Origin of the sequence: Streptomyces pacificus (genome assembly GCF_011766325.1) — a bacterium.
Taxonomy (GTDB): Bacteria; Actinomycetota; Actinomycetes; order Streptomycetales; family Streptomycetaceae; genus Streptomyces; species Streptomyces pacificus.
On the sequence record NZ_BLLG01000010.1, the window covers coordinates 191,638 to 213,739 of the forward strand.

The window sequence follows — 22,102 nt, forward strand, 5'->3', positions numbered from 1 at the left end:
CGGGGGCACCGGGGCCGTCCGGCGGAAGCAGCCGACACCGGCGAGGACACGGGACCGTCCGGCAAAGGCAGCCGGGGTCACCGCGCGGAAGGGCCGGCGCCGCCCGGCGGAGACACCCGTTACCGCAGACGAACCCGGTTCCGCGAGGGAATTGACTACGTGCCCCCGCGCGGCGAGTCCCCGTCAAGCGACGTACATGCGTTCACCCGATTCGCTGCGGCGCGATCCCGAAGCCCGTATCGCACCGGAATTGCACGGCCTTCACCGATCCCGCACCCGGCGATTGTGAATTGATTCACCAGACCCCTTGGCCAGGCGACCCGATCCGTGCTCTCATTCCGTCTGACTCAACAGCACAATGGCGCGCTTGGGGAGGGCAATGTGGCGTATACCGCCATGTCTGGTTCCGGAGCCACAGCAGGTGACGATCCACTCCAGACCGCGGTATGGCGGCTGCGCTCGCGCGGCTGTTGGACGGACGCGGCAGCCCTGCTCGCTCCCCACGCGGCATCCGCCGCGCTGACCCTGCAACGCGCGTCGCTCCTCGTGGAGCGCTGCCTGTTCACCGGGTCCGGCTGGGCGGACGCGGAGGACGCCCTGCGCACTGCGGAGGCCGCGGCACGCGACGACGGAGAGCGCGGCTCCGCCGCCTGCGAGCGCGGTCAACTCGCCTACGCCTGCACCGTGCTGGGCGTCCGCGACCGGGCCGACGAGGCCCGCGCCGCCCTCGGCCGGGCGGCGGCGCTGCTCGCCCCGGACGCGGCGGGCCGACCGCTTCTCGACTTCCGACGGGGCCTGGTCGCCGAGCACCTCGCCGACTCCGCGCAGGCCGCACGAGCGGCGTACCACCGGGCCCACACCGGTGCCCTCGCCAACGGTGACACGCTGCTGCTGTCCTTCACCTGGCGCCATCTCGCCGCGCTCGCTCTGCGCGACGGCGATCTCGCCGAGGCGCGGCGGGGATTCACCGAGTCCCTGCGCATCCGCGAGGAGCTGGGCTACCTGGTCGGAACGGCCCCGGCCCTGGCGGCGCTCGCCGACACCGAGCCGGAGCCGGAGTCCTCCCGCCTGCGCGCCGAGGCGGCCCGCCTGTTCCGTCTGCTCGGCGGCGTCCCGACCTGGCTCGCGGAGCAGCTTCTCCCGCCGGCCCCCGCGGCGTGACTCCGGGCGCAGTACCGGCCGGGCCCTGCGGGGAACGCCGTCAGCCAGGCCGCACAGCGGCTCCGACAGCCCGCACCCGCACCCGCACCCCGACAACCGGGATCGCCGCTTGTCCGTCAAGGAGAGGGGCGGCGCGGCGCCCGACGCCGCTCAGCGGCCGGTGCGGCACGGCGCACGATGCCGGATCGGCTTCGCAGCCGGTCTGCCCGGTCCATTCGGCAACGCGGCGATCGCCGGCCGGACGTTCCGGATGCCGCGACCCGTGACGGGGCGACGGGGCGACGGGGCGACGGGGCGAACGTCGCCTGACGGGACGTCAGCGCATCGCTCCGTTGAAGTGCTTGCGCACCAGGGAGGCCACCACGGACAGGTCCTGCCCCATCAGCGCCTCCAGCAGCGCCGCATGCTCGGCCGCATCTGCCACCAGCTCCGCCCGACGCGGGGCGGGTGAACGTACGAGAGGCCACTGGGAGCGGCGGTGCAGGTCATCCGCGACGGCGACGAGCTGGCCGTTCCCGGCGAGCGAGAGGACGGCACCGTGGAAGGCGCGATCGGACTCCGCGTAGCCCGCCCGGTCGCCGGTCTGGGCAGCGGCCGCGGTCGCCTCGGCGAGCGGGACGAGTTCGGCCCAGCGCTCGGGTGGGACGGTGCGGGCGAGCCGCAGCATCACCGGCACCTCGATGAGGGCGCGGACCTCGGCCAGCTCGGCCAGTTCCCGGGCGGTGCGCTCCACGACGCGGAAGCCCCGGTTCGGGACCGTCTCCACCGCCCCTTCGAGAGCGAGCTGCTGCATGGCCTCGCGGACGGGCGTGGCGGAGACACCGAGCCGTTCGCCGAGCGCGGGCGCGGAGTAGATCTCGCCGGGGCACAGCTCGCCGCTGACGAGAGCGGTCCGAAGCGCGTCCAGCACCTGGCCGCGCACGGAGTGCCGGCGGACGACCGGGCCGGGTGCCGGGGTTTCGCCGTGGGTGTGCTCGCCCCGCACCCGGGCGGCGAACGCGGCATCCGCCCTCTCGTCACGCCGGCGCGGGACGGGGCCGTCGGTACCGGACGCCCCCCGGCCCGGACCCTCGCCCCTGCCGCTCCCCCACTCGCCGGAGGACGGCCGGTCGCCGGAGGCACGCCCGTCGCGGGCCTGCCCGGGAACCGGAACGGGCCCCTGCCCGGGCGGGGCCCCGGTGGCGGGACTGCGCCGGAGCCCCGGCGCCGGCCGCCCGGCCAGGACCGGAGCCGGGCGGTGCGAGGAAACCGGTCCCTGCGAGGGCATCCGGCCGGGCGCAGGACCCGGGTGCTCGGCCGGACCCGTCTCGGCCGCACCCTGCTCGTACGACCCTGCCGGCCCCTGCTCGTACGACCCGGCCGGCCCCTGCCCCCGTAGCGCGTCCGAACCCGCAAGCGGGCCGTGGCCCGCACCCGCACCCTGGCCGGGAAGCGCACCGCAGGAAGGAGCGTGCTCCGGCTCCGGGATCCGTACGGCACCCGGGGCGGGACGGGGCGGCCCCTGCTCCGTCGGCGTCTGCCCGGAAGCACACGCGGACGCGGAAGGCGGCGTTGCCGCGACGCGGACGCGCGCTCTGCCCTGCTCCACTCGGGTCCTCCTCACACTGTGTTCCGGGCCCGGTCGGCGCTGCACGGGCCCTGCGTGCACGATAGGGGGCCGGGGAGGCAGTTCACACACCGGTCACGTCGGGTAAGGTAAGGCTAACCTGTTAACGATCGCGATTCGGTGGTCCCCCGTATGACGGTCCCCGCTGTTCTCCACGACGCGCGCCCTTCCCGCCCCTCCGGGGCCAAGCCGCCCCTGGTCGGCGCGTACGCGCGAATGTCCGCGGTGCTCCCAGGCCTCGGCGTGCGGCAGCTGGGGGACGGCGAGCCGGCCCCGCGGGCGGCCGGCTGGGTGGCGGCGGAGGACCTGGCGGCCGGCGGCGCGGCTCTCGACGCGTTCCTGGCGTGGGACAGCGCACAGGTCGTCAAGGACTACGGACAGCAGGCGCGTCGGGACGTCGTGGCGAGCTTCGGGCTGCACCGCTACGCCTGGCCGGCCTGTCTGCTGATCACGGTCCCGTGGCTCCTGGAGCGACGCGTGCCGCGGCTCCCCGTGGCGGATGTCGCGTTCCAGCGGGCCAGGGGCCGGATGGCCGTCCGGGTGCGCAGCTTCGCCTGCCTGCCCGGCGATCCCGCTGCCGCACTGCCCGCCGCGCGAGTGGTCGCCGACGAGGACGCGCTGCGCGCGGAGGTGCGGGAAGCCGTCGCCGACCACATGGAGCCGATCCTCGACGGCTTCGGCCCGCGCATGCGGCGGGGGCGGCGCGCCCTGTGGGGCATGGTGACGGACGAGATCGTCGAGGGGCTCTGGCATGTGGCGCACCTCCTCGGCGAGGAGCGCCGCGCGATGGCGGAGCTGTCGGCACTGCTGCCCGGCACCACCAGGCCGTACGTCGGCACCGCAGGCTTCCGCGAACTCACCGCGCCGTCCGGAGAGCCGCTGCCCACCAGGGACCGCGCGAGCTGCTGCCTGTTCTACACACTGCGCCCCGAGGACACCTGCGTCACCTGCCCTCGCACCTGCGACGCCGACCGGGTACGGCGGCTGACCGCCCAGGACTGACCCGGCGCCACCCGGCGCCACCCGGCGCCACTCAGTACCGCTCGGTACCACTCGGTACCGGGTGACACCGCTCGGCACCCCCCGACACCGGCACCCTCCGGACAGCGGCATTCGAACCCCACCACCCTGCCCGCAGTGATGTTCGAGGCAAAAGCACCTACTCGGAGCCCCCGCACACCAGTTGGCGTCCTCTTGCCCGGAAAACCGGTGCACGTCGGGGCAGTTGGACCAAGATGACGCGCAGGGGACACCCCAGGACACACCGAGGCGGAGGGCACCGCGTCCCTCCCTCCGTCACACCGTCCTTCCGCACCGATCCTCGGCACCACCAACCCACCGCACCACCGTCCTTCCTTATCACCCATCCACCCACCCACCGCACCGTCCCGACGGAGGGCTTCCACGGCTCGCGCCGCGGGAGTCCCGACGCGTCGCCGACCGCTCCCGTTCGGGAGGACTGCTTTGACATCCTCCCCGCCCTAAAGGACGGGGATTCCTGGCTCATGTTGGCTGGGGACCAGCGGCCCGCCAGCTCTTACACGATCAGCACCAGCCGGGTTGAGACCAGCCCGGACCAGCATTACGCGGGCGGAGTTCTTATCCCGAGGGGATACGGCTCCGCACGCGGTGCAGGTGTAGGTACGTTCCGAAAGAGGAAGTGCGTGCTTGGTTCTCGCTCCGCACGCCGCGCAGTCCATCGTGGTGTGCGCGGGATGCACAAGACGGATGTCCCGTCCATGCTTGCGGCCCATCTCGGTCAGGGCCGTCTTGGTGGCGCCGATCGCCGCGTCGGCGGCTTTGCGGGCCATGGTGGTCTTGCCGGGGAACTTCGGGCGGAAATCCTCGACGGCGATCGCGTCGTGGTCGCGGACCAGGGACTTGGCCCGCGAACTGCGCCGAGGCGGGCCCTCGGACCGTCTCGCGATACACGGGCCAACGCCGCACCGGGACAACAGAACGGGCGGGGCGTCAGCCGGCCACGGACCGGGGACCGCCGTGCGGAGCCCGCGCAGCCCGGTGCTCCACCGCGCGGTCGACATCGCCTACGACTGGCTATAGTTGACCCGTTCCTGCCGCACCCACACCTCGGCACGGACCTCTATCGCCATGTTGTAGACCTTCCGCCCGCACGCGTCCGAACGTGCGCGACAGCCCGGCTGCCTGCGCATCGGTCGGTCGGAGGCGGTAACCGAAAGCCCGCTTCGTGCGAGCGGTCACCCCTCGCAAACTACCGCACCAGCTTGTGACCACCTGACGGGCTGTCGGTGGTGGACACCGAATCACCCTGGTGGCGACTCGGCTCTCCCGCCCCGCTCCGCAGGAGTCCGAATCCTCCCCCGCCCTCGGGCAGGGGACTCCCGGAGGTTCCCGATGAGACTGACCGACATATCGCTCGAATGGCTGCTCCCGGGCGGTGTGATGCTCGCCGGGGTGGTGGCGGCGGCGGTGGTGCTCACGCGAGGCAAGCGCGCCCGTGACAATGCCGCGACCGAGGACTCCTGGGAGCGCAGCGAGGAACGTCGCAGACGCAAGGAGGCCCTCTACGCCACCGCCTCCTACGTCCTCCTCTTCTGCTGCGCCGCCGTCGCCGCCGCGCTCTCGTTCCACGGCCTGGTCGGCTTCGGCCGGCAGAACCTGAACCTGTCCGGAGGCTGGGAGTACCTGGTCCCGTTCGGTCTCGACGGCGCCGCGATGTTCTGCTCGGTGCTGGCGGTGCGCGAGGCGAGCCACGGCGACGCGGCGCTCGGCTCCCGCCTACTGGTGTGGCTGTTCGCGGGCGCCGCTGCCTGGTTCAACTGGGTCCACGCGCCGCGCGGCCTCGGCCACGACGGTGCCCCGCAGTTCTTCGCCGGCATGTCGCTGTCCGCTGCGGTGCTCTTCGACCGTGCGCTGAAGCAGACCCGCAGGGCCGCGCTGCGCGAACAGGGCCTGGTCCCGAGGCCGTTGCCGCAGATCCGGGTCGTACGGTGGCTGCGAGCGCCCCGCGAGACCTTCGGCGCCTGGTCGTTGATGCTGCTGGAGGGTGTCCGCAGCCTCGACGAGGCGGTCGAGGAAGTGCGCGAGGACCGGCGGCAGAAGGAACAGGACCGCATCCGCAGGCGCGAACGGGAGAAGCTGGAGCGGGCGCGGCTGCGGGCGCTCAGCCGGCAGCATCGGGCGTGGGGGCGGCGCGGCGGCCGGCAGGTGGAGGTCACGGCCGCCTCGGGCGGAGGGCACTCGGGCTCCGCACAGGCCGTCGAGCCCGTCGCGGAGCCTGCCATAGCGGATCAGGGACAACTGCCGTCGCGCTCAAGGCTCTCCCTCGAGGCGGTCAAGGCCGGTGACCCGGTCACGGTCGACCTCACGGCCGAGGACGACACCCAGGCCCTTCCGCGTCTGGACTCCCTGGAACGCAAACTCAAGCACCTTGAGCAGCAGTTCGGCTGACACTTCTCCCTGGTGCACCAGGACCACTGACGGCGTACCCGATGACGGCGGGCGGGGCCTTCTCCAGGCCCCGCCCGCCGTCATGGTCTGGGCGGATCGGGCACCCCTCGTCAGGAGCCGAGCGGACGGGAGGCCCACCGCCGTGGGCCGAGCGGACGGGTTGCGCACCGCAACCGGCCCGCGCGTCACGCCCGCCCGCGGCCCAGCTCGAACCAGACCGCCTTGCCCAGGTCGTGCGCCCGGACCCCCCATGTGTCGGCCAGGCCCTGCACCAGCAGCAGGCCCCTGCCGTGCGTACTCTCGTCGGCCGCCGGCTCCCCCGGCGGCTCCACCGACGCGGCCGTGAAGTCCCGCACCTCGACCCGGAGTCGCGCGGGTGCCACCGTGGCCGTGACGACCGCCCCGTCCTCCGTGTGCACCAGCGCGTTCGTCACCAGCTCGCTGGTCAGCAGCTCCGCCACCTCGACCGAGCCGGGCTCGCCCCAGTGCCCCAGGAGGGCCCGTAGCGCCGCCCTCACCTCCGCCACCGCCCTGAGGTCCGCACGACCGACACTGCGCCGCAACTGTGCGACACCCGGCATGTCCTGACGTCCTGTCATACTCCCCCACCGCACGTCGGAACGGTCCCTTCCGTCGCCCGTCCCGTCCTGTGCGAACGGGCACTCCCGGAATGCATGCCCCGCAGCGGTGCCGTCACGCCTGCCGGTTTCACGCACTGTCACCGACCCGGCACTTTCCGCAGGCGCACGTGGGTCATCTGGAGAGCGTCGGAGTCAACCTTCCGCAGGGACACCCGCCTCGAGCCTGCGACGGCCGTCCCGCCCCCGCGTACGGTCGATCTCGCGCCACTCTGGCCGCAGTCCAGCCAGATTCGTGGTCAGGAAGTACACGGCGCCGCAGGTGACCAGCACGGGCACGAGGCCGACAGCGGTCACGGCTGCTCCTGCGATCAGCCCGCCCAGAGGGATACCGACCCAGGCCAGCGAGTCACCCAGCGCGTTGACCCGGCCCAGCATCCGGCGCGGCACCCGCTCGAAGAGGACGGCCCCCAGTACCGGGTTGACGAAGCCGCCGCCGAAGCCGCCGACCGCGAAGACGACCAGGATCACCCCCAAGGGGGCATCGAGGGCGAGGATCAGAAATCTCGGCGCCCCGACCAGCAGAAACCCGGTGAGAACCACCAGCCGCCGCCGCAGCCGGTGCGCGACCACCGCTGCGATCAGGCTGCCGCCGACCGCAGCAGCCCCCATCACGCCGCCCACCAGCCCAATCGCCGTTGGCCCGTGGCCCGATTCCCTGGCCCAGACGGGCACGAGCAGCGAGCTGAACGCCGCGTCCAGCAGATTGGTGATGCCGACCATGACGATGACGGTCAGCAGCAGCGGCTCGCCGCGCAGAAAGGTGAAGCCCTCACCGAACCGCCTCCAGTAGCCCGGCTCCGGTCCCCCGGCGGGCGAGGATGCCTCCTCGACCGCGTGTCCCATGCCGCGAGGCAGCGCCAGTTTGACGATCACCGATCCGAGTGCGAAGCACCCCGCGTTGACGGCGATCGCGGCCAGAGGACCGAGCAGCGCCACCAGAGCGCCACCGACCGCCAGGCCGACGGTGGAGGCGAGCCGCTCGACCACACCGGCCAGACCGGTCGCCCGCTCCAGTGGCACCCGGCCGCGCTCGGCCGCCTCCGGGACCATCACCTCCTTGGCCAGGTCGCCGGGTCCCCGGGCCGCGCCGATCAGCGCGACCAGAAGCAGCAGAAGGGGAAGAGACAGCAGATCCAGGGCGTGGAGCAGGGGAATCGCAACGGCGGGCATCGCGCTGGCCAGATCAGTGGTCCAGGAAACGACCCGGGGGCCGATCCGGTCCACCAGCGGCCCGGTGAACGCCTTGACCACCACATACGGTGCCATCTCGCAGAAGGCGACCAGTCCGGTCCGGGTGGCGCTGCCGGTGGTGACGAGGACGAACCAGGGCAGTGCCACAACGGAGATCCGCGTGCCGGCCAGCGAAACGACCATGGCCGCCAGCACCCCGCCCAGAGGCCGTAAGGACCTCTTGCCCGGTATACCGCGGGCCTCGGTGACGTCGCCGGTCATGACGTCGGGCTCCCCTCCGCTTCCGTATGGCCGCAAGGAGGCGACGGCGTGACAGGCGCATCAAGTTCCGGCAGGATCTGGGTGACGACAGCGACCCGCTCGCTCCCCTTCGGGGCACTGGGCGCCGCACCCGGGGAATCCCTCCGGTAGCGGGCGATGACGGCCCCCAACTCCTGCCGCAGGGCGGTGGCTTCCTCAGGGGTGAGCCGCAGGGCCCAGTCACTCATGTCGAAGGTGCCCCGCCACGCGTCAGGCAGCGTCTGCAGCTCGTTCAGCGTCCGCTGCGTCCACAAGGTGTAGGTGGCTGCGACGGACTGCAGATACGCCAGCGCGGCCTCGGGCTCCCGGTCGGCCAGCTCCCGGTCGTTGAGTTCCGTTGTCTGATGGACCGAACGCCACCAGCGCTCACGGGCGTTGCCACGTTCTGCGACCTCCTCGACGAAGCCCGCCGCATCGAGCTGGCGCAGGTGATAGCTCGCCGTACCGGAGTTCACACCCAGCCGCTCCGCGAGGCGGGTGGCCGTCGACGGGCCGTACTTCCGAAGCAGCCCCACCAACTGCACACGCACCGGATGTGCCAGGGCACGCAGCCCTTTGGCATCCAGAACAACCGAGTCCTGTTCCACGTTCGGGCCATCCGGCCTCCCCACTGCATCAGCCATGCGACGCACGGTAGTTCACAAAGAACTCTTCGCAAAGCCTTCTTCGCAAAGAAGTCTTCGCCGATCACCGTGGAGCCGCCGCACGCCGGCGGGGCGGGGGCGCGGGCGGGGCGCGGGCGAGGGCGGGGCGCGGGCGAGGGCGAGGAGATCGACGAGCCGGTCTGCGACGTGCTGTCCGGCCGTGGTCCCGAGCGGACACGGCTGCGGCGGTTACGCCTCCCACACGGCACAGGCCGTACGGTCGTCGGCGTAGCCCTTCACCCTCAGCTGGATGTCGGCCAGATACCCGGCGAGACCGGGCGGCTCCACATCCGCCCAGCGCTCCGCCAGCTCCGCGGCGAGTGCCGGCTCACCGCGCAACGGGTCGGCGAGACCGCCGCTGCAGAGCAGCAGGGTGTCCCCCGGCCGGGCCACCGAGGCGCGGAACCGGAACGGTTCGGCCGGAGGCGGGACGGGCGCGTCGATGTGCGGCGACGGCGGTGTGGGCACGCCCAGGTCCATGGTGAACCCGTCGCCCTCGCGGATCTCCTGGGGCGGGGAGCCGTAGCCGACGACCGGCTCACCGCGGAGGGCGTCGGGAAGAGCCGGCTCCAGGTCCTGCCAGCCGCCGTCGCGGAGGCGGAAGATGCCCCCGGCTCCGACACCGAAGAACACCCGGGTACGGCAGGCGAGGTCGGCGGGCAGCAGCAGACACCGCAGGCTCGCCGTGTACTCCTCGCACGGCACGCCCAGTTCGGCGGCACGAGCGCGGAGCCTGCCGAGGGACCGGTCGGTGAGCCGGTGGAGCCCCGACTTGAGATCGCCGCGCCGACCGGCCCTGATGTCCTCGGCCAGCCGGGCATGGCTGCTGCCGACGGCGCCGCCGATCCAGCGGCAGGCGTCGGCGGCGGCGAGGTGCGCACCCTCCGCGGCCCGCGCTCCCGTGGCCACGGCCACCAGCACGAGAGCGGCCTCACCGGCACCGAAGCGCGCGGTGAGGAGCGCATCGCGGCGGTGCTCCCCGCGGTAGCGGGCGGAGTCGCCGCGGACGGAGGCGGCCCGCAGGGTGAACGCGCCGTACCGGGCGCCGTCCAGCACGGTGTCCGCGACGAGCCCGTCGAGCTGCCGCGGGTCGGCGGCGGGCAGTGCGGTGGGCTCGGCCTCGTAGGTGGGCGGCCGGTCGCCCACGTATTCGGCCCTTCTTCGGCTCGCGCCCTCCTTGCGCCGGCCCCACGGCACGGGCGCGCGCCGTCCCGCGGTGCGGCTCTCCCGACCGGGGGGCGCGGCGGCGGGCGGCGGGGCCCCGACCCTGGGCGGAATCTCCACGGAGGGCCCAGCCGGACCGTCCCACTCGGGCGGCGCAGACGGCTCGGGTGACATGGACGGCCCTGGCGATGCCCCCGACGACACGGCCTTCGGGGAAGGCGGGGATGGTGGGGAAAGCGGGGTCGAAGGGGGTGGAGGGGTCGGAGGGGGTGGAGGTACGGCCGCTCGCGGGTCGGACGCCGACGACCCGGACCCGGCGCGGGGCACAGCAAGGCTCCCGTCGGGGTCCACAGGGGTACGCGGGGCGGCGGAAGGCTCCCCGGAGACGGCACCCGGGTGGGCCGGGCCCCGCCATGTGCCCGCCGGGCCCTCGGGACCCACGGGACCCACGGGACCCACGGGACCCACGGGACCCACGGGACCCACGGGACCCACGGGACCCACGGAACCCACGGAACCCACGGAACCCACGGAACCCACGGGACCCACGGAACTCACGGTGTCTATCGCGGAGTCGAAGCGTTCGTCGATGGTGTCGCCCGCGGCGGCGGGGCCGGTGTCCGGGGCTGACTCGCCGTACAACCGGTTCCACCAGTCGTCACCTGCGGTGGGCCTCTCCCCCTGCTGACTCATACCCTCATTGTCCACCGCAACGGCCCCACGAGAACGGCGTATTCCGCGAAACGCCGCCCGGCGGTGGGTGCTGCGGGCCGCGCCGGCGCCGCCCGGGGTGCGTCCGGCCGGGTGTCGAGGTGATCGGCACACATCGCACCTGCGTTCCGCGGACGGTACGCCGACCGGTCGGTGGCGATGGCTCCCCTGATCGGTCGCGGTTCGGAGCCGGCGGCTCTGGTGATCCGCGCGGGCGGACTGCTGGAGTCGCTGACGGGGCTGTTCGGGGCCGTGTGGCGGGAGGGCCTGCCGTTGAAGCCCGGGCGGGTGCGGCGATGCGGCGGAGCACGGGCCCGCCGGGCCGGATGCGACGGATCTGGAGATCCTGTCCCTGCTGCTCGCCGGCCTCACCGACGCGAGCGTCGCCAAGCAGCTCGAACTCGGGCTCCGCACGGTCCAGCGACGGGTGAAGGGCCTCATGGAAATGGCCGGCGTGACGACCAGGCTCCGGCTCGGGTGGCATGCGTACGACAGGGGATGGGTGCAACAGCGGGAACACCCGCAGGCGGCGGGGTTCCGGGGGCCGGGCGAAGGGCCCCCGGAACGCCCTGGAGAGGTCAGCGCAGCCGGCCGCCCCGCTTCGCCTCGCCCGCCGCACGGCCCTCCGCGTGCTTGCGCTTCCAGTCGCGGCGGATCTCCGCCCGCAGCCGGGCATCGGTCTTGGCGACGATGCGCTGGTTCTCGCGGACGAGCTTGCGGTAGCTGTCCAGCCGGCGTTCCGGCAGCGACCCGTCGGCGAGCGCAGCGAGCACGGCGCAGTCCGGCTCCGCCTCATGGGCGCAGTCGTGGAAACGGCAGTCCTGGGCCAGGCTCTCGATCTCCGAGAAGACCTCCCCCACCCCCGTGCCGGCGTCGAAGAGTCCGACGCCCCGCAGGCCCGGGGTGTCGATGAGCACACCGCCGCCGGGGAGGACGAGGAGGTTCCGGGTCGTCGTGGTGTGACGGCCCTTCCCGTCCGCGTCACGCGTGGACCGCACCTCCATGGCGTCCTCGCCGAGCAGCGTGTTCGCCAGGGTGGACTTGCCCGCTCCGGAGACGCCGAGCAGCACGCTCGTACCGCCGGAGACGACCGCCGCCAGGACCTCCGTGCCCTCCCCGGTCAGCGAGCTGACCGGCAGTACCTGGACGCCGGGCGCCGTGGTCTCCACGTCCTGCACCAGGGACGACAGGGTGGTCGGGTCCGGCACAAGATCGGCCTTGGTGAGGACGACGAGGGGCTGCGCGCCGCTCTCCCAGGCCAGTGCCAGGAAGCGTTCGATCCGCCCCAGGTCGAGGGCTACGGCGAGCGAGACCGCGATGACCGCGTGGTCGACGTTGGCGGCGAGGATCTGCCCCTCGGAGCGGCGGGACGAGGTGGAGCGGACGAAGGCGGTGCGCCGCGGCAGACAGGCCCGCACATACCGGGGGGTGCCGCCCTCCGGATCGACGGCCGCCCAGTCGCCGGTGCAGATCACGCGCAGCGGGTCGTGCGGCGTGACGAACGCCGTGTCGGCGTGCACGGTTCCGGCCTCGGTGACGACATCGCACCGGCCCCGGTCGACCCGTACGACCCGCCCTGGCACCAGGCCGCTTTGGGCGTAGGGCGTGAAAGCGGCCGCCAGGCCCTCGTCCCAGCCGTACGGGGCGAGCGGGTGCGGTGCCTCGGCGTCGGCGGATGCGCCGGACGCGCCGGGCGGGGAGAGCGCGCCGGGCGGGGAGAGCGGAGAGAGCGGGGAGAGCCGGGGCACCCCGGCGGGGGCGGCGGTGTCGTCTCGGGAGGAGCGAGGCGGGGAAGAGGAGGGTGATGCGGAGTGTGGCGACGAGGGGGACGACAAGGAGGACGACGAATGCGACGACGAGGGGAGAGACAAGGGGGAACCCTTCACACGGGTGGCCCCGGCCCCGCGTGCGCACAGGCACGCGGAGGGAAGGATCGGATCAGCCGGCGACCACGGAAACGGGAGTGATGAGCTTCTGGTCCGGGGCAGCGCCCGGCGCGGTGACCGTCATCAAGTCCTCACCTCCGTGTGTACCTCGGTACTCGTGCATGGTCCGTGCCGTGCCTCGCGCACGGCGGCGAGGCCACATTAGCCGCTTGCCCCCGGAGCGTGCCACCGCATTGAACGATGCGCTGCCGGCGTAGGTGCCGACGCACCGCCGACGCGATTTCGCGGGCCCCGGCAGGTCTGCGCCGGTCCCCCGCTGCGGTGGCGACCGACCCGATTCTGTTGAAGGGTGTCAGGAAGCGGCCGGCTGTCCCCGCCCCGCCCCGCCCCGGGATGAACACGAATGAGGTGAACGGCCTTGGCGAGCACTTCACCCGGGGTGCCGGGCACACCGTGCTGGGTGAGCCTGGCGACGCGGGACATTCGGGCCGCACAGGACTTCTACGGAGCCGTCTTCGGCTGGGTGTTCGGACCCGACAGCCGGACGGAGGGACATGTGGTCGCCCACGCGGACGGCGAACCCGTCGCCGGTCTTGTGGAGTCCGCGCAGAGCATGGGGGTGCGGCTGCCGGTCGACTGGACGGCGTACTTCGTCGCCGACGGCGCCGACGCGGCGGCGGCACGCGTGCGGGAGCGGGGCGGGACGGTCGCCGTGGGCCCGCTGGCCTTCGGCCGGGGAAGGACGGCCTGGGCCGCCGATCCGCTGGACGCGGCCTTCGGCATCTGGGAGGGGCCGACCGCACCGGGGTGGCAGGCCGGGCGGGGAACGGGTGCCGTGGCCTGGCTGGAGTTGCACACGCGGGACCCGTTCGCGTCCGCGCTGTTCTACGGCGGTGTGTTCGAGTGGGACGCCCATCCGGACGTCATCGATGTGCGCTACGAGCACGACCGGGTGATGCTGCGCTCCGGCGGCCGTACGGTGGCGGGAATGTACGGCGGTGTCCCTGACTCCGTCGATGCGGCGATCCGCCCCCAGTGGCACGTCCACTTCTGCCGGGACGACGTGGACGACGCCGCGGCCCGGGCGGCCGAAGCGTACGGAACCGTCGTGGCCCCCCCGCAGGACACTCCGCTCGGGCGGACGGCGACGATCCGTGATCCCGAAGGCGGGCTGTTCCATCTGTCCTCCATCGAGGAGGGGACTTCCTGAGCCACCCGGGCGCCGGCCGCCGGTCGCCTGCGGGCAGGTACCCCCGAACACCTGCCCCGGAACACCTGCCCCCTCCCCGGGACACCTCCACCGGCCCGCCCGGCCGTTCGCCCGGCCCGCCCGCCTCAGCCGGTCGCCCCCAGCCGCCCGCCCGGGGTCCACGCGGCGGCCCCGTCTGCCGGAAGGGCGGCGGACGGGGCCGTGCGTGGGGGCGGACGGGGGTGCCGCCCCCTTCGCGGGGGACACTCGCCGACTCCGGGTACCCGGGGTGTACGCGTTCATGCGCGGGCCACCCGGGCCCGACGCCGCACCGCGCGATCCCTCCCGCCGCCACCGGCCGGGCTCAGCGAGCACCCGGATCGGCACCCGGATCGAACGCCGTCACCACACGGTCCCGTTCCACCCAGGAGCCGCAGGGCCGGAAGCCGGCACCCCGGGCGCGGTCCCAGTGGGCCCGACGCGGTCCCCCGCCCGCTGTGCCCCCGGCCGGGCCCCCGGCCGGGCCCCCGCCGCCGGCGGCGGGGGCCCGGCCTCCGGCGGTGGGCGACGAGGGTCGGCACCGCCGTCACGGCTGCCAGTTCCTCGGTGTCCGGAGCACCCGTACGATGCGCGGATCCGCGTCCACGACGGCCTCACCAACTCACCGGGAGGGACCTCGGCCCCCGGATCAGCGCGCCCCGCTGCCAGGCGATCTCCTCCGGGGGAACCGCGAGAGCCAGCCTCGGAAAGCGCCGCAGCAGCGTCGCGAGCATCACCTCGGACTCCATCCGCGCCAGCATGGGGCCCACGCAGTGGTGCGGGCCGAACCCGAACGACAGATGCGGTACCGGGGGGCGGTCGAAGTCCAGTGTGTGGGGGTCGGGGAAGGCCTCGGGGTCCCGGTTCGCGGCCAGATACGAGCAGTAGACCGCCTCACCGGCCCTGATGTGCACGCCGCCGACCTCGACGTCCTCGGTGGCGATCCTCGGCAGGCCGACCCCGTTGCGGTGCGGGATGTACCGCAGCAGTTCCTCGACCGCCCGCGGCAGCAGCCCGGGCTCGGCGCGCAGCCGGGCCAGTTGCTCCGGACGGGTGAGAACGGCGTACACCATGTTCGCGCTGTTGTTGCGGACCGCGTGCGCCCCGCTCACCAGGATCGCCGTCGCCATCGACAGCGCCTCGTCGCCGCTGATCTCCCCGTCGGACACGGCGGCCGCCAGCACACCGGCCAGGTCGTCCGCGGGCTGCGCGCGCCTCTGGGCGAGGAGGGCTTCGACGACCTCGCGGACCGACGCCCTGCCCTGCTGGCTGCGGGCCGGGGCCGGGGCCGGCGTCATGATGACGTCCGTCCAGTGGACCATCCGGGTGCGGGCGTCCCCGGGCAGCCCCAGCAGGTCGCCGACCACGGACAGCGGGAACGGCCCGTGCAGATGGTGCACGAGATCGGCCGGCGGCCCGTGCCGCTCCATCTCGTCCAGCAGTCCGTCCGCGGTCCGCTGGGCCAGGGGCCTCAGCCGCTCCATTCCGGCGCCGGTGAAGGCGCGGGCGACGACCCGGCGCATGGTCGTCAGACGCGGCGGGTCCGTGTAGTTGAGGGAGGCGTGCAGGGCGGCGATGGCATGAGGGGAGCCGCTGGTCACGTTGCGGCCGGCGAGGGCCCGGCGGCTGAACCGGGGGTCCGAAGCGACCGATCTGACGTCGTCGTGGCGCGTCACGAGCCAGGCGGTGCCCTCACCGTACGGCAGCCTGATGCGCGCCACCGGCTCCTCTCGGAGGACCGCGGTCAGGAACGGGTCGAAGTCCAGGGCCCTCAGGTCCCGCAGATCCCAGTGGCGAACGCACTCGCCCCCCGGCGGGCCGGGTTCGGCCGCGGCGGGCGTCCCCGGTTCTGGCGGCTTCACGTGCGGCTCCCGTCGTCGGCACCCGTCGTCGGCGCCCGTCGTCGGCGCCCGTCGTCGGCGCCCGATGCCGCCGCGGCACCTGGTGACGCCGGGCGAACGGAGCGGGCGGCGTTCCGCGTCGAGGCCATCCCTTCCCTGCCTCCGTGCGATCGGGACGCCGCCGGTCCGCCGCCACCCGGGCGGACCAGCCCGTCGTCCGCGCCGCCGCAGCGCGCCGTCCGCCGCCACCCGGGCGGACGAGCCCTTCGTCCAGCGCAGCCCCGGGAGGGTGCCGGTCCGCCGCCACCCGGGCGGACCGGCCCCCGCCGTCCAGCGCACCGCCGGGAAGGCGCCCGTCCGCCGTCACCCGGACGGACCAGCCACGGGGGCTTTCCTCGGCGGGCGCGAACGGGTGACGTCCCGGATCCTTTGGGAGGGGAACGCGAGAGAAGGGCGCACCATCATGGCCACTCTGTGCCGACCGGCGGTGTCCGTACCCGAACACGTGATCACCATGGAGCAGACCCTGGACCTGGCGCGGACCGTCCACGCGGACCATCCACAACTGGACCTGGCACTGCGCCTGATCCGGAGCACCGGGGTGGAGAAGCGGCATCTGCTGCAACCGATCGAGGAGACACTGAGGCATCCCGGATTCGAACACCGCAACGCCGTCTACGAGTCCGAGGCGAAGGCCCGGGTGCCGGCCGTGGTCGAGCGTGCGCTCACCGACGCCGAGCTCAGGCCCGTCGACATCGACGTGATCATCTATGTGTCGTGCACCGGCTTCATGATGCCGTCGCTCACCGCCTGGCTGATCAATTCCATGGGCTTCCGCACGGACGCGCGCCAGGTGCCGATCGCCCAGCTCGGCTGTGCGGCCGGCGGGGCGGCGGTCAACCGGGCCCATGACTTCTGCACGGCGTACCCGGAGGCCAACGCCCTCGTGGTGGCCTGCGAGTTCTGCTCGCTGTGCTACCAGCCGACCGATCTGGACGTCGGCAACCTGCTGTCCAACGGGCTCTTCGGGGACGGGCTCGCCGCCGCAGTGGTGCGCGGCCGCGGCGGGCGCGGTGTCGTCCTGGAGCGCAACGGCTCCTATCTCGTCCGGGACACCGAGGACTGGATCGCCTACGACGTGCGCTCCACCGGCTTCCATTTCAGGCTGGACCGGCGGGTTCCCGGCACCATGGAACCGCTGGCGCCGGCGCTCAGGTCACTCGCAGCCGAACACGGCTGGGACGCCGCCGCGCTGGACTTCTACATCGTCCACGCGGGCGGTCCGCGCATCCTCGACGATCTGGGGAAGTACCTGGGGGTGCCCCGCGAGGCGTTCCGGTTCAGCCGGGCCACGCTCACCCAGTACGGGAACATAGCCAGCGCCGTCGTCCTCGACGCCCTGCGCAGGCTGTTCGACGAGGGCTCGACCCGGCACTCCGCGCGCGGCATCCTCGCCGGCTTCGGCCCCGGCATCACCGCCGAAATGAGCCTGGGCCGCTGGACCGAGGCCGATGTGCCGGCCCCCGCCGGGAGGTGCTGACCATGCGGGACGAGGCTTCCGCCAGGATGATGCGGGCACCGGCCGCGACCGGGCCGGGGCCGGCCGCGCCGGAAACAACTGCGCCGGGGACGACCGCGCCGGGAGCCGAGGGACCGAGAGCCGACGAGCAGGGGACCACCGTGCCGGGAGCCGGCGCTCCCGGAACCCGCGAGCCGAGCCCCACCGCGCCGGAGGCCGGCGCTCCGGGAACCCGCGAGCCGGGTCCCAGCACGCCGGGAACGTCCGGGCCGCTTCCCCCGGTCCGCTTCTGGCCGGTACGGGACCTGGCCGGCGTGGAGTTCGACCCGGACCTGGCGGCGCTGATGCGGGAGGGACCGGTGACCCGGATCAGGCTGCCCCACGGCGAGGGATGGGCCTGGCTGGTGTCGCGCCACGAGGACGTGCGGACGGTGACGAACGACCCGCGCCTCAGCCGCAGGGCGGTCGCCGGCAGCGATGTCACGCGGCTCGCACCGCACTTCATCCCGGTGGACGGGGCCGTCGGCTTCGAGGACCCGCCCGACCACACCCGGCTGCGCCGTGCCGTCGCCCCCGCGTTCACCGGTGGCGGCGTGGAGCGGCTGCGCGAGCGTGCCCGGGCCCTGCTCGACGCACTCGTCGACGGGGTCCTGCGCGACGGGCCGCCGGCCGATCTCGTCGCACGGGTCCTCGCGCCGTTCCCGCTGGCCGTCGTCTGCGAACTGATGGGCGTACCCGCCGATGACCGCCCGGCGGTGCACGAATGGACCTCGCTCATCCTGTCCTCTGCCGAGGGCGCCGAGCGCAGCGGGCGGGCCAGGGACGCGATGTGCGGCTACTTCGACCGGCTGCTGGCCGAGCGGCACGGCACCGGCGGCGAGGACGTGATCGGGCTGCTGTCGGCGGCCGTCGCCGACGGCGGGATCACCGGGGCCGAGGCCGTCGGACTGGCGCTGCTGATCCAGATCGGGGGTGAAGCGGTCACCAACAACACAGGGAACATGGCGTACATCCTGCTGACGAGGCCCGATCTGATGGACCGGCTGCGCAGGGAACCCGGGGTGCGGGCCACGGCCGTCGACGAACTGCTGCGCTGGATTCCGCACCGCAACGGGGTCGGGCTGTGCCGCATCGCGACGGAGGACCTGACCGTCGGCGGCCGGCGGATCCGGCGGGGCGAGGCCGTCTACGTCTCCTACCTCGCCGCCAACCGGGATCCGGAGGTCTTCGCCGACCCGGACGGGATCGTGCTGGACCGGAGCCCCAACCCCCATGTGGCGTTCGGCTACGGCCCGCACTACTGCGTCGGGGCACTGCTCGCCCGGCTGGAGACCGAGTTGCTGTTCTCCGCCCTGGTGGACCGCTTCCCGGGGATGCGCCTGGGCGTGCCGGCGGGGGAACTGCGCTGGCGGCCGGGTGCGTTGATCCGGGGGCCCGAGGGACTTCCGGTGGTCTGGTGACCTCCCACGCCACGGCGCCGGAAGGCCCGTACAGCGCGTCGGCCGAGGGGCTGCTGGTGCCCCCGGGCCACGGTCGTACGCTGCGCGCGGCGGCGCAGGAGGTCACGTTCAAGGTCACCGGTGAGCACTCCCGGGTGTCGTCCAGCTTCGAGGTGGCCGTCCCTCCCGGATTCGACGTCGGGGCGCATGTGCACGCCCGCAGCGAGGAGCTGTTCTACGTGCTCGAGGGCGAGCTGGAGATGCTCGCCTTCGAGCCCCGGGTGCGCACGGGCGGCGACTGGCGGGGCTGGGAGTCCCCGACCGGCGCACGCCCGGTGCGGGCGGGCCCGGGCACGGTCGTCGTCGTACCGCCCGGCTGCCCGCACGCGTTCGCCAACCGGACGGGCAAGCCGGCGAGGATGTTCTTCCAGGCCTCCCCGCCGCCCGGCCACGAGCGGTACTTCGAGGAGCTGATCGGCATCCTGGACAGGGCCGGCCCGCCCGACGCCGCGGCGATCGCCGAACTCCGGGCCCGCTACGACATCGAGCAGCTCACGCCCCTGCGTCACGGCCCCTGACGCTCGCGGGGCGCGGGGCCCGGGGCCCGGGGTGCCGCGGTGCCGGGCGGTTCCGTGCGGTGCAGTCCCGTCACCAGACCGAAGAGCGCCTCCTCATTGCCGGCGAGACCGGCCGCGGCGAGGGCTTCGTCCGCCTCCGCCATGGGGGCGCCGAGCAGCACGGGCGGCGGGGCACCGTCGCCCGGGGGTTCGGCGAGCGCGGCGCGTACGGCACCGAGCAGCCGCACATACGCCTGCGCGGCGGCTCGCTGACGGGGCGTCATCACTGCGGTGGCGTTCATCGGTCGGCCGTTCCTCTCGAATCGGGCGGTCCCGCATCACATATGACGGTGTGTACGCCAGCCTGCCGCACGGCACTGACACTCGGCGTCCGGAGCGGGCCTCGGGGGACCTGAGGCCGGCCGCATCGCTCACGGAGCGGAGGGCAGGGTCACCTCGAAGCGGCAGCCACCCGACACGTTGCAGACCCCGGCTCGGCCGTCGTGGGCCTCCACGATGCCCCGGACGATCGCGAGGCCGAGGCCCGCCCCCGCGGGAGGGGTGCGGGCCTCGGTCCCGCGCCAGCCGGTGTCGAAGACCCGCGGCAGGTCCTCCTCGGGGATACCGCCGCAGCCGTCGGTCACGGACAGCACGACGCAGTCCTCGCGGCGTTCGGCCGCGACCGCGACCGTCCCGTCAGCGGGGGTCCGCCGGATCGCGTTGACCAGCAGGTTGGCCAGGACGCGCGTCATCTCCTCGGCGTCGACCTCGATCGGCACCGACTCGACCCGGTCGCCGACGAGCCGCACCCCGTGCTCCCGGGCCAGCGGCCCGGCGCCGGCGAGTGCCTCGCCGACCAGGTCGTGCGCGGAGATCCTGGTGGGTGTGAGGGCGAGAGCGCCGGCGTGGATCCGGGACAGCTCGAAGAGGTCGCCGACCATCCGGTTCATCCGCTCGACCTCCGCGCGGATCTGCCGGAAGTACCGCTGGGGGTCCGCGACGACGCCGTCCTCCAGGGCCTCCGACATGGCCCGCAGCCCGGCCAGCGGGGTACGCAGATCGTGCGAGATCCAGGCGACGAGCTCCCGCCGGGAGGCCTCCAGGGCGCGTTCCCGCTCACGGGACTCGGCGAGCCTGTCGCTGGTCGCGGCGAGTTCCCGGCCCAGCTCGGCGAGTTCCGCCGTGGCCTCGCGGCCGGGGGCCGCGAAACTGCCGTCCTCCCCGAAGGTACGGGCGGCGCGGGCGAGTTCGCGGCTGCGGGCGACGACCCACCTGCCGAGCAGGAGGGCCGTGGCGAGGGACACGACCGAGGCCATCGCGACGACCGTGGTGACGACGGTCAGATCGTGCGGGGACAGGAACATGGCCCGGGCCACCGCCAGGGTCCCGGCGAGCATGGCCATGACGGTCACTCCGGCGACCACGGTCAGCGAGACGGTGACGGACCGCCGGCGCAGCATCCGCAGCAGCACGGCACCGACCAGGCCGGCCGCGGCCGCGCCGAGGAAGGATATGAGGGCGATGAGGAGCACGTCGCGCACGGCGGTCACCCGTCTTCGGCCGGGACGGCGCCCTGGTCGGGGTCGTCCCCGTGCGCTGCCCCGCCGCCCGGCCGGCCCTCCGGTCCCCGGTCGCCCGGCTTCCCGTCGCCCGGATGCCGCGGGCCCGGTCCCCGGTCGTCAGGTCCCCGGTCGTCAGGTCCCCGCTCCTGCCGCGGTGCGAGCGCGGTCCGGTCGTACGGCCGCGCCGTCAGGGCACCGTCACCGCCGGGCACCCTCCCCTCCGGCTCCGCGGGCGCGTCGAAGCGGTAGCCGACGCCCCAGACGGTGTGGATCAGGCGCGGCCTTGCCGGATCGTCCTCGATCTTGCCTCGCAGCCTTCGCACATGCACGGTGACCGTGGACAGGTCGCCGAAGTCCCAGCCCCACACCTCCCTCATCAGCCGTTCCCGGCCGATGGCCAGGCCGCGGTGGCGCATGAGGTGGAGCAGCAGGTCGAACTCCCTCAGGGTGAGGCCGACCTCGGCGCCGTTCTTGACGACCCGGCGGGCCGGGGGGTCCACGGTGATCCCGGCACAGCTCAGTACGGGCCCTCCGGCGGCGCCTGCGGCGCCCGCCCGCCCGCGGCGCAGCACGGACTCCACCCGCAGCACCAGCTCGCGCGGGCTGAACGGTTTGGTGACGTAGTCGTCCGCTCCGGTCTCCAGCCCGAGGATCCGGTCGTCCTCGTCCCCGCGGGCGGTCAGCATGACGACCGGGACCGGTCCCCGGCCGCGGAGCCTGCGGCACACCTCCAGGCCGTCCATGCCGGGAAGCATCAGATCGAGTACCACCAGGTCGGGCCACTGCTCCCCGGCGGCCTCCAGGGCTCCGGGTCCGTCCGCGGCGCGCGCCACCGCGTACCCGGCGCGTTCCAGGTATCCGGTGACGACTTCGGCGACGGTCGGATCGTCGTCGACGACCAGGATGTTCTGCATGCCCCCAGTGTCGTCCGGCGCGGCCACCGGGCGCGCCCCCGGTCCCTTACGAATCCGTGACGACGCCCGCCGTCCCGCCGCCGCCCCGGGGGGGGGCGCCGCGCCGGCGGCGGGCGGTGGTCGGCCTCCGCCGGGGCCGGGGAGGCCCGGCGACCGGCCCGCCGCCGCCCGGTGGAGCGCACCGTCCGCACCACCGTCCGCACCACCGGCACGGGCGACCGCGACTCCCGCGGCGCGGCCACCCCTCCCCGCTGCGGCTGGGCGTCCGATCCCGTGAACGCCGGTTCCGGCCCCGTCCCCTTCGGTCGC

The 22,102-nt window shown here is 73.9% G+C and carries 17 protein-coding genes and 3 pseudogenes; 8 read left to right on the plus strand and 12 right to left on the minus strand.

What is annotated here, in order from left to right; genetic code table 11:
• Positions 1 to 396: 396 nt before the first annotated feature.
• On the plus strand, positions 397 to 1,161 hold the full coding sequence (locus SCWH03_RS18110; protein WP_173265296.1) for a hypothetical protein: 765 nt from the start codon (positions 397 to 399) through the stop codon (positions 1,159 to 1,161).
• Between the two features lie 316 nt (positions 1,162 to 1,477).
• Here SCWH03_RS18110 and SCWH03_RS18115 read toward each other — a convergent pair whose 3' ends face one another.
• Positions 1,478 to 2,428: a GntR family transcriptional regulator gene (locus tag SCWH03_RS18115; RefSeq protein ID WP_254076827.1), complete on the minus strand. Its 951-nt coding sequence runs from the start codon at positions 2,426 to 2,428 to the stop codon at positions 1,478 to 1,480.
• 471 nt (positions 2,429 to 2,899) lie between these two features.
• On the opposite strand from SCWH03_RS18115, the gene SCWH03_RS18120 reads away from it, so the two are divergent.
• The gene (locus SCWH03_RS18120; protein ID WP_173265298.1) at positions 2,900 to 3,769 is read left to right on the plus strand and encodes a (2Fe-2S)-binding protein; all 870 of its coding nucleotides are present in this window, start codon (positions 2,900 to 2,902) and stop codon (positions 3,767 to 3,769) included.
• Between the two features lie 479 nt (positions 3,770 to 4,248).
• Here the strand turns inward: SCWH03_RS18120 and SCWH03_RS18125 are convergent.
• Together SCWH03_RS18125 and SCWH03_RS18130 are read right to left on the minus strand one after the other, a co-directional pair.
• Positions 4,249 to 4,653 (minus strand): annotated as a pseudogene (locus SCWH03_RS18125) (zinc ribbon domain-containing protein); the annotation flags it as partial.
• 162 nt (positions 4,654 to 4,815) lie between these two features.
• A pseudogene (locus SCWH03_RS18130) lies at positions 4,816 to 4,987 on the minus strand (helix-turn-helix domain-containing protein); the annotation flags it as partial.
• A gap of 153 nt (positions 4,988 to 5,140) precedes the next feature.
• Here SCWH03_RS18130 and SCWH03_RS18135 point away from each other — a divergent pair.
• On the plus strand, positions 5,141 to 6,196 hold the full coding sequence (locus SCWH03_RS18135; RefSeq protein ID WP_173265299.1) for a DUF2637 domain-containing protein: 1,056 nt from the start codon (positions 5,141 to 5,143) through the stop codon (positions 6,194 to 6,196).
• A 185-nt stretch (positions 6,197 to 6,381) separates the two neighbouring features.
• Here SCWH03_RS18135 and SCWH03_RS18140 read toward each other — a convergent pair whose 3' ends face one another.
• The 4 genes from SCWH03_RS18140 to SCWH03_RS18155 form a co-directional block, all read right to left on the minus strand.
• The gene (locus SCWH03_RS18140) at positions 6,382 to 6,795 is read right to left on the minus strand and encodes an ATP-binding protein (protein ID WP_173265300.1); all 414 of its coding nucleotides are present in this window, start codon (positions 6,793 to 6,795) and stop codon (positions 6,382 to 6,384) included.
• 174 nt (positions 6,796 to 6,969) lie between these two features.
• On the minus strand, positions 6,970 to 8,289 hold the full coding sequence (locus SCWH03_RS18145) for an MFS transporter (RefSeq protein ID WP_173265301.1): 1,320 nt from the start codon (positions 8,287 to 8,289) through the stop codon (positions 6,970 to 6,972).
• A complete protein-coding gene (locus SCWH03_RS18150; protein WP_173265302.1) occupies positions 8,286 to 8,951 on the minus strand; it encodes an ArsR/SmtB family transcription factor in 666 nt (221 codons plus the stop codon). Before SCWH03_RS18150 ends, SCWH03_RS18145 begins: the two co-directional genes overlap by 4 nt.
• 210 nt (positions 8,952 to 9,161) lie before the next feature.
• A complete protein-coding gene (locus SCWH03_RS18155) occupies positions 9,162 to 10,829 on the minus strand; it encodes a protein phosphatase 2C domain-containing protein (RefSeq protein WP_173265303.1) in 1,668 nt (555 codons plus the stop codon).
• A 159-nt stretch (positions 10,830 to 10,988) separates the two neighbouring features.
• Between SCWH03_RS18155 and SCWH03_RS29175 the strand changes: the two are divergent.
• Positions 10,989 to 11,352 (plus strand): annotated as a pseudogene (locus tag SCWH03_RS29175) (helix-turn-helix transcriptional regulator); the annotation flags it as partial.
• A 73-nt stretch (positions 11,353 to 11,425) separates the two neighbouring features.
• Here the strand turns inward: SCWH03_RS29175 and rsgA are convergent.
• Positions 11,426 to 12,469, minus strand: coding sequence for a ribosome small subunit-dependent GTPase A (gene rsgA, locus SCWH03_RS18160; protein WP_254076840.1), 1,044 nt, complete (start codon positions 12,467 to 12,469; stop codon positions 11,426 to 11,428).
• A gap of 703 nt (positions 12,470 to 13,172) precedes the next feature.
• Here rsgA and SCWH03_RS18165 point away from each other — a divergent pair.
• The gene (locus SCWH03_RS18165) at positions 13,173 to 13,943 is read left to right on the plus strand and encodes a VOC family protein (protein ID WP_173265358.1); all 771 of its coding nucleotides are present in this window, start codon (positions 13,173 to 13,175) and stop codon (positions 13,941 to 13,943) included.
• Between the two features lie 632 nt (positions 13,944 to 14,575).
• Here the strand turns inward: SCWH03_RS18165 and SCWH03_RS18170 are convergent.
• A complete protein-coding gene (locus tag SCWH03_RS18170) occupies positions 14,576 to 15,823 on the minus strand; it encodes a cytochrome P450 (protein WP_173265304.1) in 1,248 nt (415 codons plus the stop codon).
• Positions 15,824 to 16,265: 442 nt separating this feature from the next.
• Between SCWH03_RS18170 and SCWH03_RS18175 the strand changes: the two genes are divergently transcribed.
• Genes SCWH03_RS18175 through SCWH03_RS18185 form a run of 3 tightly spaced genes read left to right on the plus strand, consistent with a single transcriptional unit; the run spans position 16,266 to position 19,338 of the window.
• Positions 16,266 to 17,342: a type III polyketide synthase gene (locus SCWH03_RS18175; protein ID WP_173265305.1), complete on the plus strand. Its 1,077-nt coding sequence runs from the start codon at positions 16,266 to 16,268 to the stop codon at positions 17,340 to 17,342.
• Entirely contained in the window at positions 17,336 to 18,781 is a 1,446-nt protein-coding gene (locus SCWH03_RS18180; RefSeq protein ID WP_371872705.1) for a cytochrome P450, read from the plus strand. The genes SCWH03_RS18175 and SCWH03_RS18180 overlap by 7 nt, the downstream gene beginning before the upstream one ends.
• On the plus strand, positions 18,778 to 19,338 hold the full coding sequence (locus SCWH03_RS18185) for a cupin domain-containing protein (protein ID WP_173265306.1): 561 nt from the start codon (positions 18,778 to 18,780) through the stop codon (positions 19,336 to 19,338). Before SCWH03_RS18180 ends, SCWH03_RS18185 begins: the two co-directional genes overlap by 4 nt.
• On the opposite strand, the gene SCWH03_RS18190 is transcribed toward SCWH03_RS18185, so the two are convergent.
• The 3 genes from SCWH03_RS18190 to SCWH03_RS18200 all read right to left on the minus strand — a co-directional run bounded on the left by SCWH03_RS18190 (position 19,326) and on the right by SCWH03_RS18200 (position 21,784).
• The gene (locus tag SCWH03_RS18190; RefSeq protein ID WP_254076828.1) at positions 19,326 to 19,619 is read right to left on the minus strand and encodes a hypothetical protein; all 294 of its coding nucleotides are present in this window, start codon (positions 19,617 to 19,619) and stop codon (positions 19,326 to 19,328) included. The two genes, SCWH03_RS18185 and SCWH03_RS18190, sit on opposite strands and share 13 nt — an antisense overlap.
• A gap of 129 nt (positions 19,620 to 19,748) precedes the next feature.
• Positions 19,749 to 20,858, minus strand: coding sequence for a sensor histidine kinase (locus SCWH03_RS18195; RefSeq protein ID WP_173265307.1), 1,110 nt, complete (start codon positions 20,856 to 20,858; stop codon positions 19,749 to 19,751).
• Positions 20,859 to 20,863: 5 nt separating this feature from the next.
• Positions 20,864 to 21,784 (minus strand): response regulator transcription factor, encoded by a 921-nt coding sequence (locus SCWH03_RS18200; RefSeq protein ID WP_371872713.1) that lies wholly within the window; start codon positions 21,782 to 21,784, stop codon positions 20,864 to 20,866.
• Between the last annotated feature and the right edge of the window lie 318 nt (positions 21,785 to 22,102).

Excerpts from the sequence above, each read along its gene's own strand:
- SCWH03_RS18120 (WP_173265298.1), top strand. The coding sequence starts at position 2,900 with ATGACGGTCCCCGCTGTTCTCCACGACGCGCGCCCTTCCCGCCCCTCC.
- SCWH03_RS18190 (WP_254076828.1), bottom strand. The coding sequence starts at position 19,619 with ATGAACGCCACCGCAGTGATGACGCCCCGTCAGCGAGCCGCCGCGCAG.
- SCWH03_RS18110 (WP_173265296.1), top strand. The coding sequence starts at position 397 with ATGTCTGGTTCCGGAGCCACAGCAGGTGACGATCCACTCCAGACCGCG.
- SCWH03_RS18150 (WP_173265302.1), bottom strand. The coding sequence starts at position 8,951 with ATGGCTGATGCAGTGGGGAGGCCGGATGGCCCGAACGTGGAACAGGAC.
- SCWH03_RS18140 (WP_173265300.1), bottom strand. The coding sequence starts at position 6,795 with ATGACAGGACGTCAGGACATGCCGGGTGTCGCACAGTTGCGGCGCAGT.
- SCWH03_RS18175 (WP_173265305.1), top strand. The coding sequence starts at position 16,266 with ATGGCCACTCTGTGCCGACCGGCGGTGTCCGTACCCGAACACGTGATC.
- SCWH03_RS18155 (WP_173265303.1), bottom strand. The coding sequence starts at position 10,829 with ATGAGTCAGCAGGGGGAGAGGCCCACCGCAGGTGACGACTGGTGGAAC.
- SCWH03_RS18135 (WP_173265299.1), top strand. The coding sequence starts at position 5,141 with ATGAGACTGACCGACATATCGCTCGAATGGCTGCTCCCGGGCGGTGTG.
- SCWH03_RS18145 (WP_173265301.1), bottom strand. The coding sequence starts at position 8,289 with ATGACCGGCGACGTCACCGAGGCCCGCGGTATACCGGGCAAGAGGTCC.
- SCWH03_RS18115 (WP_254076827.1), bottom strand. The coding sequence starts at position 2,428 with ATGCCCTCGCAGGGACCGGTTTCCTCGCACCGCCCGGCTCCGGTCCTG.